The sequence below is a fragment of the Caloramator sp. E03 genome (genome assembly GCF_006016075.1).
Classification (GTDB): Bacteria; Bacillota; Clostridia; order Clostridiales; family Caloramatoraceae; genus Caloramator_B.
This window is the reverse complement of the sequence record NZ_CP040093.1, coordinates 1029295-1046974: the sequence shown is the minus strand read 5'-3', so window position 1 is coordinate 1046974 and position 17680 is coordinate 1029295. Positions and strand designations below refer to the sequence as shown.

Sequence of the window (17680 nt, the reverse complement as noted above, 5' to 3'; positions counted from 1 at the left end):
AAAATGAGATTACAAATTGTTAAATCAAAAAATGCAGCATCCTTATACGTAGTTAAATCTGTTTATGAAAAAGGCAATCGTACTTCAAAAGTAGTTGAGAAGCTTGGCACTTATGATGAACTTTTAAAAAAACTAAACGGACAAGACCCTATAGAATGGGGGAAGAGGTACGTTGAAGAGTTAAATAGAAAAGAAAAAGAAGAGAAAAGAGAAATATTAGTAAAATACTCGCCTGTTAAACAAATTAACAAAGACGAACAGCATACTTTTAATGGTAGTTACTTGTTTTTACAAAAAATATATAACGAGCTTGGGCTGCAAAATATCTGTAAAAATATTTCGGATAAACATAAATTTAATTTTAATCTAAATTCAATACTATCAAGATTAATTTATGCAAGAATTATTTATCCATCATCTAAGCTTGCTACATACGAACTATCAAAAAAATTTATTGAGCAGCCTGATTTTGAGCTTCAGCATATTTATAGAGCTTTAGAAGTAATTTCAGAAGAAACAGATTTTATTCAGTCAGAATTATATAAGAACAGTCTTAAAGTTTGCAATCGTAATAAAGGAGTTCTCTATTATGACTGCACCAACTATTTCTTTGAAATTGAACAGGAAGAAGGATTAAAACAGTATGGAGTATCGAAGGAACATAGACCCAATCCAATTGTTCAAATGGGACTTTTCATGGATGGAGACGGCATCCCCCTTGCATTTTGTATAAACAAAGGTAATACTAATGAACAAGTAACTTTAAAACCTTTAGAGCAAAAAATTATATCCGAATTTGGGCTTTCAAAATTTATCATTTGTACAGATGCAGGGCTTGCATCTACAGCAAACAGAAAATTTAATAATATACAAAATCGAGCTTTTATTACTACACAATCTATTAAAAAATTAAAATCACATTTAAAAGAATGGGCGTTAGACCCCAAAGGATGGCATCTTAGCGATTCAGACAAAGTATATAATTTAAACGAAATTAACGAAGAAGCAGATATTAATAAAATTTTTTATAAGGAACGCTGGATAAAAGAAGACGGGCTTGAACAAAAACTTATTGTAACATTTTCCTTGAAATATAGAAACTATCAAAGAACTATAAGAGGTAACCAAATAGAGAGAGCTCAAGAGGTTATTGATACCAATCCTACAAAATTGAAGAAATGTAATGCTAATGATTACAAACGCTTTATTTCAAAGACTCACTACACACCTGACGGTGAAGTAGCTGAAAAAGAATTATACAGCATTAATGCTGATTTAATAGCACAAGAGGCAATGTATGATGGTTTTTACGCAGTATGTACAAATATAAGTGATGATGCTGCCGCAATTATAAAAATTAATAGAAGGCGTTGGGAAATAGAAGAGTCCTTCCGTATTATGAAATCAGAGTTTAAGGCAAGACCAGTATATTTAAGAAGAGATGATAGAATAAAAGCGCATTTTACAACTTGTTTCATTTCCCTGATGATATATAGGCTATTAGAAAAAAAGCTTTCAGAAAAATATACGTGTAGCGATATTATATCAGGACTTAGAGAAATGAATTTTTATGAGATTAAGAATGAGGGCTATATTCCAATATATACAAGGACTGATTTTACAGATGATTTACATGACAAATTTGGCTTTAGAACGGATTATCAAATAATTAATATGAAACAAATGAAGAAAATTTTTAAAGACACGAAAAAATAAAAAACATTGTTCACTTTTTTGAAAAGTATAAAAGCCTGAGAGCCCTTGATATTCAATGGTTCTACAGGCTTTTTGCTTCTCGCAACTGTCAAAGATGAGATTATACATAAAACTAAATAAATATGCAATATATTTTTGTGAAAATATAAAAAAATAAGCCAAGTGTTATACACCTGACTTATTATTATATTTTTGACAGTGGGAGGTACAGGATGAACAATCGCAACTGCCGGAAGATTTTTTCTTAATATTTTTATATAGAATATATATTGCTGTAATTATTATGATTATTGTTATTATTCTTTCAATCATAAAAACACCTTCTTTAAAATAATATTTTTCCAAAGTTATATACTATAAATGAGGCTATCCATGCTAAAATTAACTGATAAAATACTGAAAAAACTGCCATCTTGCTTCCGTATTCCTTTTTCATGGTTGCTATGACTGACACGCATGGTGTGTATAAAAGAACAAATATTAAAAAGCTATAGGCTGAAAGTGGAGTAAAGGATCCTTTTAATACATTAGATAAATCTCCTCCATATATTACTCCCATTGTACCAATTACAACTTCTTTTGCCATAAGGCCTGTTAAAAGGGATACAGAATTTTGCCATTTACCAAATCCAAGAGGTATAAATATTGGGTTTATAAATTTTCCAATTGATGCTAAAAAGCTTGAATTCATTTCAGTCATTCCATTGAAATTAAAGTTTGATAGGAACCATACTAATATTGAAATTGAAAATATTATTGTTCCTGCCTTTTTTAAAAATCCTTTACCTTTGTCCCAGGTATGAATTAAAAGGTTTCTTATATCAGGCATTTTATATTCAGGAAGCTCTATTATAAAAGGCTCTTCGTCTTTTTTAAATATTGTATTCTTGAAAATAATTCCAATAACAAATGCAAGAACTATTCCTATGATATATAGCGAAAATACTACTGCAGTTTGATTGTTTGGGAAAAATACTGAAGCAAATAGTGCGTAAACAGGAAGCCTTGCGTTACAAGACATAAGAGGTACTAATAATGCAGTGAGTTTTCTGTCCTTTTCACTTTCTAAGGTTCTTGAGGACATTATTCCAGGTACGCTGCAACCAAATCCAACTATCAAAGGTATAAATGCTTTACCAGAAAGACCCATTTTCCTCATAAGTTTATCCATTATTAATGCCGCTCTTGCCATATATCCACAGTCCTCTAAAAAAGATATACCAAGAAATAGTGAAAGTATAACAGGAAGGAATACTACAACAGAACCGACTCCTCCAACTATTCCATCTATTATTAGAGATTTAAAATAAGGGCTACTGCTTTTTAATAGGTTTTCAATGAATGGGACAAGATAATCGTTTAGAAATAAATCTAAAAGATCTGCAAGAGGTTGGCCTACCCAGCTGAAAGTTAATTTAAATATTAAGTACAGAAATCCTAAAAATATTGGGTAAGCTAAAAATTTATTAAGTATTATTTTATCAATTTTTTCTGAGATTGTTTTTGTATTGTTCCTATTAAAAGATATTGATTTTTTAAGTATTGAATCTATATAGTCATAAATCTCCTTTTCTGATGAAAAATGATAATCATTATCATCTATGCTTTTTAAAAAATTACCGCTCATAAGCAGTACCTTAAGATTATCAATTCCTATTTTCTTTGATGCTATAATTGGAACTATAGTACAATTGATTTCTTTTGCTAATAAATCAAAGTTTATTTTAATGCCTTTATTTTCTGCGGCATCTAACATATTTAATACAAGTATTATTGGTTTTTTAAATTGTTTAAGCTGCATTGTAAGATATAGGTTTCTACTTAAATTTGATGCATCAACTATGTTTATAATCACATCAACCTTTTCTTTTAAAAGAAACTCCTTAGATATTTTCTCTTCATTAGAGAAGGTATCCATTGCATAGATTCCAGGCAAATCCACTATTTTTATTGAGTTTTCCATGTAACCTTCTTTTTTTTCAACGGTAACTCCTGGCCAGTTACCAACATATTGATTTGAACCCGTTAGAAGGTTAAAAAGAGTTGTTTTTCCCACATTTGGGTTACCAATAAGTGCAGCCGTTATCATATTACGCCTCCTTTACGTATATATTCTTTGCATCCTTCTTTCTTATTGCAAGATCAAAGCCTCTTAGATTAATTATTATCGGATCACCAAGAGGAGCATAATTTTTAACATAAACTTCGGTACCATAAGTTGCACCAAGAGCAAGAAGTCTTTTTACAAGCAATTCATTTCCTTTTATATCACATATATATACCTTCTTCAAAGGTTCTAAATCACATATACACATACACATCACCTCGTAATGAAATTCATTCTCAATTACATAATAACATAAATCATTCTTATTTTCAACGGAAGTTTTTTAATTAAATATTGATGCAAATTACAATATTATATTCTATAATTTTAAAAAAGTATAATTATAAATTTTTTTGCAAAATATAATTGGTTGTGTTATGATTAATTTATAAAAATTAATAAGCAAAACACGGGGGAGCTGGATAGGCCGGCTGAGAGTAAGAACCATAATTCTTTGACCCTATGAACCTGAACTGGATAATTCCAGCGTAGGAAGATGTTTGTAAATTTTTGATTTAAACACAAATCCTATGGGTTTGTGTTTTTTTGTATTAAGAAGGAGGAAAAATATGAAAAAGGCATTAACAATTGCAGGATCAGACAGCTGTGGTGGTGCAGGAATACAGGCAGATTTAAAAACATTCAGTGCAAATGGAGTATAAGGAATGAGCGTGATTACAGCAGTAACAGCACAAAATACACAGGGCGTTTTTGCAGTGCAGGATATTGATGAGGAAATTATTAAAGCCCAGATTGATGCAATTTTTACTGATATTAAGGTTGATGTGGTTAAAATAGGCATGGTTTCAAAGATTTCAACGATTGAAGCAATAAGTGAAAAGATAAGTCAGTATAATCCTGAGAATGTTGTTTTAGATCCGGTTATGATTTCAAAAAGCGGGTACTCTCTTTTAAAACCTGAGTCAAAAACTGCACTTATAAATAGGCTTATTCCCCTATCATCAATTATTACTCCAAATATTCCTGAAGCTGAAGAAATACTTAATGAAGTAAAGAATGAAAATATAAAAATCGAGACAGTAAGTGAAATGGAAGAAGCTGCAAAAGAAATATATAAACTTGGATGCAAAAGTGTTCTTTTAAAGGGAGGGCATATTAAAGGAGAAGCGGTTGATGTTTTATTTGATGGTGAAAATATTGTTCATTACAGCACAGAGAGAATTAATACAAAAAATACACATGGAACAGGTTGTACATTATCATCTGCAATAACGGCTAATTTAGCCCTTGGATTTGAAATTAAAGATGCTGTAAAAAGAGCAAAGGAATACATAACAACAGCTATAAAACATTCCCTTGATATAGGGCATGGAGTTGGACCCACTAATCATTTTTATTCATTATATAAAGCAGGAGGAATTTTAAATGACTAAAGATAACGAAAAGCTTGGCTTTTGGACATTTTTACTTTTATGGTTTGGAGCGGCAGTTTCAATTGCTGAAATATTAACTGGAGGTTTGATTGCACCTCTTGGCTTTAAAACCGGTGTTATTGTAATTTTAGCTGGGCATTTGATTGGAACCTTTGTGCTTGTTTTGGGAGGAGTAATTGGAACAAGAGAAAAGGTTCCAGCAATAACTTCAACAAATATATCCTTTGGGAAATACGGAGTATATTTATTCTCAATTTTAAACGTTCTTCAGCTTATAGGCTGGACAGCGGTTATGATAAAATCTGCAGCAGATTCAATAAACCTTATAGCAAAGAGTTTATGGAGTTTTGACAATGTTTTGTTAAGCATTGTTTTAGTTGGAGTACTTGTTGCACTTTGGATTTGGTATGGGAAGGATGGTATGAAAAAGCTGAACAGTATTGCTGTATTTTTGCTCTTTGTACTGACGATTGTTTTAGGTACTGTAATATTTAAAGATAAAACTTTGTTTGATAGAGCAGGAAGCGGCAGCATATCTGTTGGCGGGGCTCTTGAACTTAATGTAATTATGCCTCTGTCTTGGCTTCCTCTTATTGCAGACTATACAAGATTTGCAAAGAGTGAAAAAGAAGGAGCTTTAGGAAGCTTTTTAGGATACTTTTTAGGAAGTTCATGGATGTATATTATTGGACTTGGTGCAGCTATAGTTTCAAACAACCCAGACCCTTCAGCTATGATGCTTGCTGCAAATCTTGGAATAACTGCACTTGGCATAGTTGTGCTTTCAACAGTTACAACTACTTTTCTTGATGTTTACTCAGCTGGGGTTTCCTTTTTAAATATAATGCCAAAACAAAGTGAAAAAAATATAGGAATACTAATGACGGTAATTGGAACTGTAATCGCTGCAGTTTTTCCAATTGAAAACTATGAAAGCTTTTTATATGCAATAGGTTCAGTGTTTGCACCTTTGTTTGCAATTCTTATAACTGACTATTTTATTATAAAGAAAAACAACAAAATTAAGAACGATGTTCTTATTAACTTAGGAGCATTTATAGTATGGGCAATAGGTGTTGCTTCATATTACAGTTTCATTAAACAGGATTTATTATTTGGAGCAACAGTTCCTGCAATGATAACTACAAGCATTATTTATACAATAACCTGGAGGTGGATTAACAAATGGAAACTTGTAAAAAAATTGGAGAATTATTATGCAGCTTAAGAGAAAAAAATCCTCTAATACATAATATAACAAATTATGTAACTGTAAATGACTGCGCTAATATTATCCTTGCAATTGGAGCATCGCCGGTTATGGCAGATGATATAAATGAAGTTAAAGAGATGGTATCCATTGCATCCTCTCTTGTATTAAATATTGGAACATTAAACAAAAGAACTGTTGAATCTATGATTGAAGCTGGTAAGAGGGCAAATGAACTTAATATCCCAATTATACTTGATCCTGTTGGTGCAGGAGCTACAAAATACAGAACGGAAACAGCCAAAAGAATAATGGATGAAATTAAACTATCTGTTGTAAGGGGAAATATTTCAGAGATTAAAACCCTATACGGATTAGAGACACAGACAAAAGGCGTTGATGCCGCAGAGCCGATTTCAGCAAGTGAGGATGAACTTACTGAAATAAAAGAAATTGCAAGAAATTTTGCTAAAAAATTTAAAACTGTATGTGCAATAACTGGGGCAACAGATATAGTAACAGACGGAAAAGCTCTATATAGCGTTACAAACGGTCATAAAATAATGTCTAAAATAACAGGAACAGGCTGTATGTGCACTTCTCTTATTGGTTCATACCTTGGAGCATCAGATAATTATCTTTTAGCTGCTTTATCGGGTATTGTATCTATGGGCATCGCTGGTGAAAAGGCCTTTGAAAAAATGGATAAAAACGATGAAGGAACAGGCAGCTTTAAAACATATTTAATAGATTCAATTTATAAATTATCAAAGGAAGAAATAATACAAAGAGGGAAAGTTTATGAAGAATAATGTTAATTATAAGCTTTATCTTGTTACTGATAGAGATATATTAAAAAATAATGATTTATCAAAGGCTGTAGAGCAGGCTATATTAGGAGGAGTAACTTTAGTCCAGCTTCGGGAAAAGGATATATCAACCCGAGAATTTTATAATATAGCTTTAAATATTAAAAGAATTACTGATATATATGACATACCTTTAATTATAAATGACAGGCTTGATATTGCACTTTCAATAGATGCTGCAGGGCTTCACGTTGGGCAAAAAGACATGCCTGCAGACATAGCAAGAAAACTTATTGGAAAAGATAAAATACTTGGAGTTTCTGTTTGCAGTGTTGATGAAGCAAGAAAAGCTGAGAAAGATGGAGCAGATTATATAGGCGTTGGGGCTATTTTCCCAACAAGCACCAAAAAAGATGCAGACGCAGTTTCAATTGAGCGTTTAAAAGAAATTAAAGAAAGCGTATCTATTCCTGTTGTTGCAATTGGAGGAATAAATGAAAACAATGCAGTGCTTTTAAAACCTGCAAAAATAGACGGCATTGCGGTAGTTTCATGTATCTTAGGTAAAGATAACATAAAACAGGCAGCTAAGATTATGTCAGAGTGCGCAGATAATGTTATATATTAACTGAAAATAACCCTTGAAAAATTAAAAGGTATTTTTTAGGGGTGTACTCGGCATAGACAATAGGATAGCTCAGCAGAAAAAGTGCCACATCCTTGGTGCCAGGCGCTGGAGATGGAGATTGGAGGATAAAATTTCCATTAGATTGACAATTGATAAAATAAATACATTTTACTATACAGGGTAGCTGATTTTATAATGGCTGCCCTTTTTGTGTTCTCAAAATATTATATTAAATAAATAAAATAAGTAACTGTCCCTATGCTTGTCCAAGCCTTTATAAGCTGCTGACCGGTTCACTTTTTATGACAATTGTCATATTAGTTTGTTCTTAAAATCACTATTTACAACCCTTTAAAGTTTATATTATATAATTAAGAAAATTATGGGAGGGTTAATATGGTTGTTGAAATTAAAAACCTTATAAAAAGATATGGGAATGTACTTGCTGTTGATAATGTTAGTATGAGCATTAAAGAAGGGGAGATATTCGGGCTTTTAGGACCTAACGGCGCAGGAAAGACAACGATAATAAACACAATCGTTGGACTTTGCAAAATTGACAAAGGGGAGATAAGGGTATTTGGGAAAAGCCTTAAAGAGGATGAAATTGAAATTAAAAAGAATATGGGTATAGTTCCTCAGGATATAGCTGTGTTTGAGGATTTAACCGCCTATGAAAATGTAAAATATTTTGCAAGGCTCTATGGCCTGTCTGGGACGCTTTTAAAAGAAAGAGTTGAAGAGGCACTTAACTTCGTAGGCCTTTGGGATAAGAGAAAGGAATATCCTGTAAAGTTTTCAGGAGGTATGAAAAGAAGGCTAAACATTGCCTGTGCAATAACCCACAGACCAAAGCTTATTATAATGGATGAGCCAACCGTTGGCATCGATCCTCAGTCGAGAAACCATATATTGGATTCAATAAAAGTTCTTAACGATATGGGCTCTACAATAATCTACACATCCCACTATATGGAAGAGATAGAGCAGATATGTTCCTATGTTGTTATAGTGGATCATGGAAGAGTTATTGCAAAGGGTACAAAGGAGGAACTTAAGGACTTTGTATCACAAGAAGAAAAAATAGATATTACCCTATCAAATATTAATTTTTCAATAGTTGATGAGATTAAAAAAATAGATGGGGTTAAGGACTGCATCATAGAGGACAACAACATGACCGTTATTTCAAGCAAAAACAGCAAAAATATAGCTTCGATTATGGAAAAAATAATTAAATATGATTCTGATATAATATCCCTTAATATTGATAGGCCAACCCTCGAAACCGTATTTTTAACTCTAACTGGTAAAAAACTAAGGGATTGAGGTGATACTATGAAAATATTAATTATAGCCTATAACACTATAAAAAGAAACTTCAGGGATTATAAAACACTGTCACTTACTTTGCTTTTTCCCATAGTTTTAATATTAATATTAGGAACTGCACTTACAAGCCAATATTCCCCAAGCAATATGGGAAAGATAAAGGTTGCCTATTTTAATGAGGATAAAGGGGATATATCAAAAAGATTTGATGAGCTTTTAAATAATGAAAAAATAAAAGAGTTTATTGAGGTAAGTATTGTTAAAAGCAGTGAGGAAGGTAAAAAGCTTGTTGAAGAGAATAAAGCGAATTCCTTTATAATGATTGATAAGGATTTTACTGAAAAAATTATAAAAGGTGAAGAATCAAAGATAAAAGTTTATTCAAAAAAGACAGGAAGCTTTTATTCTATGGTTGTTAAAAATATAGTTGATAGCTTTGGCGACGGTTTTAATACTGTAAAGACTATAAACAGCCTTACAGGAAAATTCAGCGAATATAAAACATATAAAAATATAGAAAATGTGCCAATATCTGCAAAGGGAAACATACCAAGGGCAATAGATTATTATGCTGTAACTATGCTTGTTATGACGCTGATGTATGATACCATCTCAAGTGCAGTACTTGCTGGCGAGGATATATATGAAGCGATAGGAAACAGGGTAAAATGCACCCCTGTAAAATTCTATGAACTGTTTTTAGGAAAGCTTTTGGGGCTGATTGCTACTTTTTTTCTTAAAGCTGTAATGATTATATGCTTTTCTAAATATGTTTATGGGGTTAACTTTGGAGAAAATATGCCTGTGATATTGTTTATAACCTTTTCCTTTTCAGTTTTTTCAACTTCCTTTGGTATTATGACAGCTTTCTTTGCAAAAGATGAAAAACGTGCTGTTAATTTTTTAAATGGAATAGTTCCGCTGTTTACTTTTTTATCGGGAGGATATACTAAATTTTCAACTTTTGGTTCATTAGAAAAAATAATATTTTTTATTCCAAATAAGCTTGGACATGAAGCATTCTTTAATACTATATACAACGGTTCATCACAGATAGCTTCAAAGGCAGTATTATCTCTTTGGGCTATGAGTATTTTAATGTTTATATTTTCATCGCTAAAAGGAAGGAGGGTTAAAGTATGACCATATATCTAAATACAATTAAAAGAATTTTAAGGAGAAAAATGAATTTACTTTTAATATTTGTAATGCCTGCGGTTTTAATAATAACAATTATGATGTTTAATGACAGCGCACTTATGGTAGGAATTTCATCTAAAGATAAGGGTAAGTTTTTTCATATACTTATAGATGACATTGAAAAAAGAGCAAATGTAGTATATTTAAAAAGCGAAGATATTAAACCTAATATAATTGAAGGCGTATACGACTGCATTATTAAAATAGATGAGGGATTTTCTGAGGATATAATATCTGGAAAGAGTCCCAAAATTAAAATATACAGCATTAAAGAATCAAATACATCAGAGAATATGAAGATATTTTTAAACAGCTATCTTAATTCGGCTAAAAATATTGCCTTAGCCTGCAACAATGACAGCGAAAAATTTTATAGATGTTTTGATGAATATAGAAATAGTAAGTCCATGGCAGAATATATATCTTTAAAAGCCAAAGGAGAAAACGCAAGAAAAGTAATACAATCAATGGGCTTTGCCTTAATGGGAATACTGTACTTTTTAAGCTTTGCAGCTACAATAATAATGAGGGATAAGAGAAATAAAACCTATTACAGAATTTTTACAGCACCGGTTACAACGAAAAGATATATGCTTGAAAATATACTGAGCTTTTTTACCTTGGCGGTTATGCAGATTCTGCTCTTGCTTTATTTTATAAATGTTTTGGGAGGCAATTTGGGCAAGTCCTTTTTTGACTATTTTGTGATACTTTTATTCTTTTCTCTGTTTGCAATATCCTTTGGAACTTATATTACAACAATATCAAAGGATTTAAGACAGGCACAGTCAATGGCTTCTCTTGTAATAACTCCTATTTTAATGCTTGGAGGATGCTACTGGCCTATTGAAATAATGCCAAAATTCCTTCAGCAGCTATCTAAATTCCTTCCAACTACATGGTGCATGAGGGCCTGTGAAAAGATAGCCTATGGGGCAAAATTAAGGGAGCTGTATATTGAAATACCAATACTCATTCTTTTCTCAGTAGTATTCTTTCTTTTAAGTTCTTGGAAAAAGACCGATATAACAGTATAGGAGTGCTGGGGGAAAAGTGCCGCCCAATTGACAAATGACAAACTTAGATTTTTGTTAAGTCAATTGGGCGGCATTTTTTACAATGCTATGGGGTGCTATGGTGCTATGGGGGACGGTTACTTATTGGTGCTATAGGGTGGTGCTATAGGGGACGGTTACTTATTATAGATACTTTTTGTGATATTCAAGAATTAGAGCAATGGATATACCGAGGGACAGGGACAGCCCCGATGCCACAAGTATGGACAAACTTAGAGATACTTTCTTATTGGACAAATCGAGGGACGGTTAGTGTGAAAATGTCCCTTTACAAAAAAGGAAAAAAGTACAAGACGAGGGACGGTTACTTATTTCATGCACAATATCTGCAAAATTAGGGGTCATCCATAAATATTATGTTTATTTAATATAATAAGTAACCGTCCCTCCTGTTACTGTCATCTTTGACAAACCACAAACTTTTTCATTCCGTCGTTGTGGCTACTTTTAGTCATGACCTGTTACTTATTTTATAAATTTTAGGTGCATATTTCCCCTGATTCATTTTTGTTAAATGCATGTCCAAATTGTAGCAATAAATCAATAAATAAATAACCGTCCCTCTTTTTTATTGAGAAAAAAATTGGCAAAGTATATACTTAAATAAAAAGATAGATAATTAAGGAGCGCCTATGAAATACATATTTAAATCAACATTTTTTCTATATTTGATTATAAAATTTTCTATGAGCACTAACGTATCTTATAGAATAGTTGCTCTAACTCTAATCTTTATATGCATAAACATTATCAAAGAAAAATATTATGACAGCGTTTATATTGTAATAGTAGAAATAATTCTAATCTTTTTTGCAGTAAAAATGGATTGGCACTTTATAATACTTAATGGAATAATTCTTTATGATTTTTTCTATAAAAAAGCTTACATAGGAATAATTCCGCCTATTATTTTTGGAGTGTATTTTTTAAAAAATGAATGGATATTAGAATATATTATGTTTCTTAGTCTTTGTGCATATTTAGCATATATAAACAAGAGCTTAGAAGAGAAAAATAATGATTTAAAATATGCCTATGATAAGGAAAGAAGATATAGATATGAGCTTGAAAGCGCAAAAGAAAAGCTTATAAAATCCTCCATTGAAGCTGTGCACATTGCCAAGATAAAGGAAAGAAACAGGATTGCAAGGCAGATACATGATAATGTAGGGCACAGCATATCGGGAGTTTTGTTTCAACTTCAGGCATGTTCAAAGCTTTTTGATAAGGACAGGGATAAGGCTTTAATTCTTCTTGAAAAATCAATAGATGAACTTTCAAAGGCACTTAACCTTCTTCGTGATACAGTTCATAACATAAAACCTAAGGAAGATTATGGAATAGAATACATAAAAGATATAATAGATAAGTATAAATATTGCGATGTAGAATTTAAAGTTTATGGAGATTTTAACAGCCTTTCAGCCTCCCATATTGAAATACTTTATGCAAACATTAAGGAAGCACTTACTAATGCGTCAAAGTATTCTAATGCAACAAAAATTGAAATATCTATAGATATAAATGAAAAATATGTAAGGCTCTACATTAAGGACAATGGTACAGGCTGCAAAGAAATACATGAGGGCCTTGGAATAAGCGGAATGAGGGAGAGAATAAGAAATATAGGAGGGAGCATTTCTGTAAGCGGTGAAGAGGGTTTTATGATTGTTTGTATTCTTCCTATGAAATTGGAGGGTGATATTAATGAAACTTTTGATAGTTGATGATGATGCTTTAATAAGGGACAGCCTTAGGATAATGTGCGAGCTTGAGGAGGATATTGAGGTTGCAGGCTGCGCTTCAAACGGGCAGGAAGCCTTTGAGATGTGCAGGCAGCTTCATCCTGACATAGTTTTGATGGACATTAGAATGCCTGTTTTAGATGGAGTATTAGGAACAAAACTTATAAAGGAAAACTTTAAAGATATAAAGGTTATAATACTTACAACCTTTAAGGATGATGAATATATAAAAGAAGCTATAAAAAACGGAGCAGAGGGGTATGTGCTTAAAAACCAACCCTTTGATAGTTTGGCAGAAAGTCTTAGGGCTGTTTACAGAGGGAATGCGGTTTTTGATAAAAGCGTTGCAAAAACTATTTATGGTATGATAAAAGAGGAAAACAAAAAAAGACCTAAAGATTTTGACATTAGCGATAGAGATTATGAGATTATAAAGCTCATCTCCGAGGGCTTGTCAAATAAGGAAATAGCAGAGAAGCTATATCTTAGCGAAGGGACAGTCAGAAACTATATTACAAATCTTTTGTCAAAGCTTAATTTAAGGGACAGAACCCAGCTTGCGATTTTTTATTTCAAAAATTTATCATAAGACTTTCTTTCAGGGGCTTTTGGAGGACGGTTAGTGTGAAAATGTCCCTTTACAAAAAAGGAAAAAAGTACAAGCCGAGGGACGGTTACTTATTTCATACACGGTATCTGTAAAATTAGGGGGATATCCATAAAATATTATGTTTATTTAATATAATAAGTAATCGTCCCTCATGTTACTGTCATCTTTGACAACCCCCAAACTTTTTCATGCATTCGTTGTGGCTATTGCTTAGTCATGACCTGTTAATTATTATTTTTAAATAAAGCTCTAATTGGATAAAAATTATTTTTTTTAGTAAAAATGATGATTATTTAAGTTAAATTAAAATAATAAAACATTAAGTATACGTTCTTTATGGTGAAATACACTATATTTTTATCTATTCTTAATGTTAATCGACAATTTATATTTTATATTGACAAAAATCAATTATATCACTATAATAACTATATAATTATATAATTATATAGTTAGGAGGTTTTTAAATGACAGCTAATGACAAAAAAATTATTTTACTTGTTTTAGGTCTAATGGCTTTCTTAGCAAATGGTGACAATTATGCTGCAGCACCTTTAATTATAAACATTGCTAAGGACTTAAATTTAAGTCTAACTACTGCTGCGACATCAGTTACCGCATATATGCTATCCTTTGGTCTTTTTACAATTTTATTTGGACCATTAGGTGATAGATTTGGAAAGACAAAAATTATAAATATAGCAGCTTTTGGTACCGCTATATTTAGTATGCTTGGAGCTTTTGCTTTTAATCTATCTTCTCTTGTATTTTTTAGAGCAGTTAATGGAGCATTTGGTGCAGGAATATTTCCAGTAACTATGGCACTTATTGGTGAAATTTTTGAACAAAGTGAAAGGCAAAAATCTATAGGTAAAGTTATGGGCATGATGTTCTTAGGGGGAGCTTCTGCTACATTTATCGGAGGCATAATTGCTTATTTTGGTTCGTGGAGAGCAGTTTATTTCTTATATGGTTTAGGTGAATTAATACTTGCAATTGTTATGTTTAAAAAGCTACCTAAGCTTCCTGGAATAATAAATCATCTTGAATTGACCGGAGTTTATAAAAAAGCATTATCAAATGTAAAACTTATTTCTGTGGTATCAACAATTATGCTTGTTGGTTTTAGTGTATTTGGTAGTTTTACCTATACAGGTAAATTTATTCAGTCAAAAACAGGATATAACATATTAATTGTTGGAATAATATTAACTTCATTTGGTATTGCTACGGTAGTAGGCGGTAGAATAGCTCCAAAACTAAAGAATAACCTTAAAAATAAATTTTTATTGGTTATGGGATTAATTGGATCTGCATCTCTTTATCTATTGTCCCAAACCAACTCAACTTTGTTTATAGTCATAGCTTTATTTGGTTTTGGGCTTGCTTTTGTATCTCTTCAATCTACTTTAGTATCAACATCACAAGAAACTATGCCAAACCTAAGAGGTACTGCAATGTCCCTTGCATCCTTTAACATGTTTATAGGTGGTGCAATAGGTACAAGTATTAATGGAAAAATCATAAATTATTATAATAACTTTAGTTATGTATTTATAGGTGCATCTATTGCAATGCTTATCGTTTCCTTTATTGCAACTTATACAGTAAATAATGCATCAAAAAAATAAAGCTTTAAGGATAAGGCTTCAAAAAATAACCTCCAAGTGATAAAATAAATTTGTTGTCTGTCAATAACAAATTTAAAATCACTTGGAGCTTATTGTTATTATGAATAATGATATTCATAGTTTATCATGTACTAAATGAATTATAAATATTACATATTTTGCTTCGAAATATAGAAGAAAAGCATTTTATGGAGACAAAAGATTGAAAATAGGAGCAATTTTAAGATAATTATGTAATTGGAAAGGAGTAAATATAATAGAAGCTGAGGTATGCCCAGACTATATACAAATGCTAGTAGAAATACCACCCAAAATGAGAGTATCAAGTTTTATGGGATTTTTAAAAAGTAAGAGTAGCATAATGATATATGAAAAATGAGGAAATATAAACAGCAAATACAGAAATAGGTAGTTTGGGTGAAGAGGATATTATGTTATATGCAACTAAATATGAGAAAAGGGGGTAGAAACATGAAATTTTTTACAAATTTAAGTGTTAGAAAAAAGCTTACATCCATATTTGTTTTGGTATTCATTTTTCAATTATCTATTGGAGTTATTGGAATAATAAGCACAAAAAAGATAAGCACCTCAGCTAATTATATGTACAGCACGAATTTGTTATCTATTAAGGATTTGTATGAAATTAAAGGGAATATGGAGCAAGTAAGAGCGGATGTTTTAAAGCTTATATATGAAAAGGATAGCAGCAAAACAGATGAGATTTCTAAAAATATAGATGATTCTATTTCAAAAATATATAAATCTATTCAGCACTATGATACTATGCCTGGAACTGAAGAAGAGGACAGGCTTTATGAGGAATTTAAAAACGATTTGACAAAATACACAGATAAGGTTAACAAGGTTAGAACCTTTGTTAAAAACAATGATTTTAATAATGCAGAATTAGCCTATAATACTGAGCTTAAACCAGTAACCGATTCAATTTTCAAAAAGATACAAAGGTGTATTGAAATAAACGATGAAGTTGCTAAAAATGATAATTCTAGCAATATAGAATTATTCAAAACCATTACATATATAATTGCCATAACTTCATTTATAGCCTTTATTATAATACTTCTTTTAGCATACATAGTAAGTAAAAACATCGTTTCTCCTCTTGAGGGAATTAAAAGCTTTGCACAAAGGATATCAAATTACGATTTTTCTCAGCCTGTTATTATAAAAAGGAAGGATGAGTTTGGGCAGACTGCAGAGTCTTTAAATACTGCTCAGGAAAACATTAAAGGCTTTATAAAAATGATAATGGACAGCTCAAATCAGATACAAATTTCCTCCAAGGATTTATCCACAGCCATTGAAGATTTAACCATAAAATCCATTGAAATAGATGAGGCGATAAACAGCATAGCAGGAACTATGCAGGAGTCAACAGCAGCAACACAGGAGATAAACGCTTCTATTGAAGAGGTAGATGCGAGCATAAATGAACTTTCAAAAAAAGCTTTAGAAGGAAGCAATAACGCAAATGAATTTAAAGAAAGGGCCTTTGAAGTTCAAAAAAACAGCGAAAGAGCAATTGAAGATAACGAAAAAATATTTGAAGAAAAGAAAAAGCTTATGGAAAATGTGATTGAGAAAGGCAAAATAGTAGACAATATAAAGGTTATGGCAGATACAATAGGAAGCATAGCAGAGCAGACAAACCTTCTTGCTCTTAATGCGGCAATTGAAGCCGCAAGGGCTGGAGAGATGGGAAGAGGATTTGCAGTTGTTGCTGATGAGGTTAGAAAACTTGCAGAGCAGTCATCGGAGGCTGTTAAAAATATTCAGGAGACGATTGTAAATGTTCAAAGAGCATTTAAGGAAAGCATTGAGGCTAACAGTGACATGCTAAACTTTATAAACAGCAATGTAAGGCAGCAATTTAAAGTATATGGTGAAACAGGAAAGCAGTATTATAAGGATGCTGATTTTGTAAGCAGAATGTCACAGGAAATAGCTGCTATGTCAGAAGAGCTTACAGCTACAGTTGGGCAGGTTTCCGATGCAGCTGCTAATATGGCGGCAAATTCTCAAAAGACAGGCGAACAGGCTCAGATGATTATGGAAAACGTTAATGAAACTACAAAGGCAATAGAGAAAGTTGCTATATCTATCCACAGCCAGAATGAGGCTGCTGAAAAACTAAATGAGATGATACAAAGATTTAAAATTTGATTTGTTGATATGTTAGTGGTATAATCTCATCTTTG

14 protein-coding genes, 2 pseudogenes and 1 riboswitch are annotated in these 17680 nt (G+C 31.8%); of the genes and pseudogenes, 13 read left to right on the top strand and 3 right to left on the bottom strand.

Annotated elements, in window-relative coordinates; translation table 11 throughout:
* The first annotated feature begins 3 nt into the window (after positions 1–3).
* Positions 4–1716: an IS1634 family transposase gene (locus FDN13_RS05365; protein ID WP_138978594.1), complete on the top strand. Its 1713-nt coding sequence runs from the start codon at positions 4–6 to the stop codon at positions 1714–1716.
* A gap of 165 nt (positions 1717–1881) precedes the next feature.
* Here FDN13_RS05365 and FDN13_RS05360 read toward each other — a convergent pair whose 3' ends face one another.
* The 3 genes from FDN13_RS05360 to FDN13_RS05350 are packed head-to-tail and all read right to left on the bottom strand — an operon-like array spanning position 1882 to position 4031.
* Positions 1882–2028, bottom strand: a complete 147-nt coding sequence (locus FDN13_RS05360) for a FeoB-associated Cys-rich membrane protein (RefSeq protein WP_138979252.1) — start codon at positions 2026–2028, stop codon at positions 1882–1884.
* A 13-nt stretch (positions 2029–2041) separates the two neighbouring features.
* Positions 2042–3805 carry a ferrous iron transport protein B gene (gene feoB, locus FDN13_RS05355; RefSeq protein ID WP_138979251.1) on the bottom strand — a complete coding sequence of 588 codons (1764 nt, stop codon included), beginning with the start codon at positions 3803–3805 and terminating at the stop codon, positions 2042–2044.
* Position 3806: 1 nt separating this feature from the next.
* Positions 3807–4031, bottom strand: coding sequence for a FeoA family protein (locus FDN13_RS05350; RefSeq protein ID WP_138979250.1), 225 nt, complete (start codon positions 4029–4031; stop codon positions 3807–3809).
* Positions 4032–4224: 193 nt separating this feature from the next.
* A riboswitch (TPP riboswitch) is annotated at positions 4225–4336 on the top strand.
* 56 nt (positions 4337–4392) lie between these two features.
* On the opposite strand from FDN13_RS05350, the pseudogene thiD reads away from it, so the two are divergent.
* The 12 genes and pseudogenes from thiD (at position 4393) to FDN13_RS05290 (ending at position 17645) form a co-directional block, all read left to right on the top strand.
* Positions 4393–5217: pseudogene (thiD, locus tag FDN13_RS05345) on the top strand (bifunctional hydroxymethylpyrimidine kinase/phosphomethylpyrimidine kinase).
* Complete coding sequence (gene cytX / locus FDN13_RS05340; RefSeq protein ID WP_138979249.1) at positions 5210–6445, top strand: putative hydroxymethylpyrimidine transporter CytX; 1236 nt, start codon at positions 5210–5212, stop codon at positions 6443–6445. Before thiD ends, cytX begins: the two are co-directional and overlap by 8 nt.
* On the top strand, positions 6403–7239 hold the full coding sequence (gene thiM / locus FDN13_RS05335) for a hydroxyethylthiazole kinase (RefSeq protein WP_138979248.1): 837 nt from the start codon (positions 6403–6405) through the stop codon (positions 7237–7239). The genes cytX and thiM overlap by 43 nt, the downstream gene beginning before the upstream one ends.
* Positions 7229–7864, top strand: coding sequence for a thiamine phosphate synthase (gene thiE / locus FDN13_RS05330; RefSeq protein WP_138979247.1), 636 nt, complete (start codon positions 7229–7231; stop codon positions 7862–7864). The genes thiM and thiE overlap by 11 nt, the downstream gene beginning before the upstream one ends.
* 396 nt (positions 7865–8260) lie before the next feature.
* A complete protein-coding gene (locus FDN13_RS05325) occupies positions 8261–9193 on the top strand; it encodes an ABC transporter ATP-binding protein (RefSeq protein ID WP_138979246.1) in 933 nt (310 codons plus the stop codon).
* Between the two features lie 9 nt (positions 9194–9202).
* The gene (locus FDN13_RS05320; protein ID WP_138979245.1) at positions 9203–10339 is read left to right on the top strand and encodes an ABC transporter permease; all 1137 of its coding nucleotides are present in this window, start codon (positions 9203–9205) and stop codon (positions 10337–10339) included.
* A complete protein-coding gene (locus FDN13_RS05315) occupies positions 10336–11433 on the top strand; it encodes an ABC transporter permease (RefSeq protein WP_138979244.1) in 1098 nt (365 codons plus the stop codon). The genes FDN13_RS05320 and FDN13_RS05315 overlap by 4 nt, the downstream gene beginning before the upstream one ends.
* Before the next feature lie 671 nt (positions 11434–12104).
* Positions 12105–13199, top strand: coding sequence for a sensor histidine kinase (locus tag FDN13_RS05310; protein ID WP_138979243.1), 1095 nt, complete (start codon positions 12105–12107; stop codon positions 13197–13199).
* Complete coding sequence (locus FDN13_RS05305) at positions 13180–13806, top strand: response regulator transcription factor (RefSeq protein WP_138979242.1); 627 nt, start codon at positions 13180–13182, stop codon at positions 13804–13806. Before FDN13_RS05310 ends, FDN13_RS05305 begins: the two co-directional genes overlap by 20 nt.
* A gap of 488 nt (positions 13807–14294) precedes the next feature.
* Complete coding sequence (locus FDN13_RS05300) at positions 14295–15458, top strand: MFS transporter (RefSeq protein WP_138979241.1); 1164 nt, start codon at positions 14295–14297, stop codon at positions 15456–15458.
* A 100-nt stretch (positions 15459–15558) separates the two neighbouring features.
* Positions 15559–15834: pseudogene (gene tnpA / locus FDN13_RS05295) on the top strand (IS200/IS605 family transposase); the annotation flags it as partial.
* Positions 15835–15929: 95 nt separating this feature from the next.
* Positions 15930–17645 (top strand): methyl-accepting chemotaxis protein, encoded by a 1716-nt coding sequence (locus FDN13_RS05290; RefSeq protein WP_138979240.1) that lies wholly within the window; start codon positions 15930–15932, stop codon positions 17643–17645.
* Positions 17646–17680: the final 35 nt, after the last annotated feature.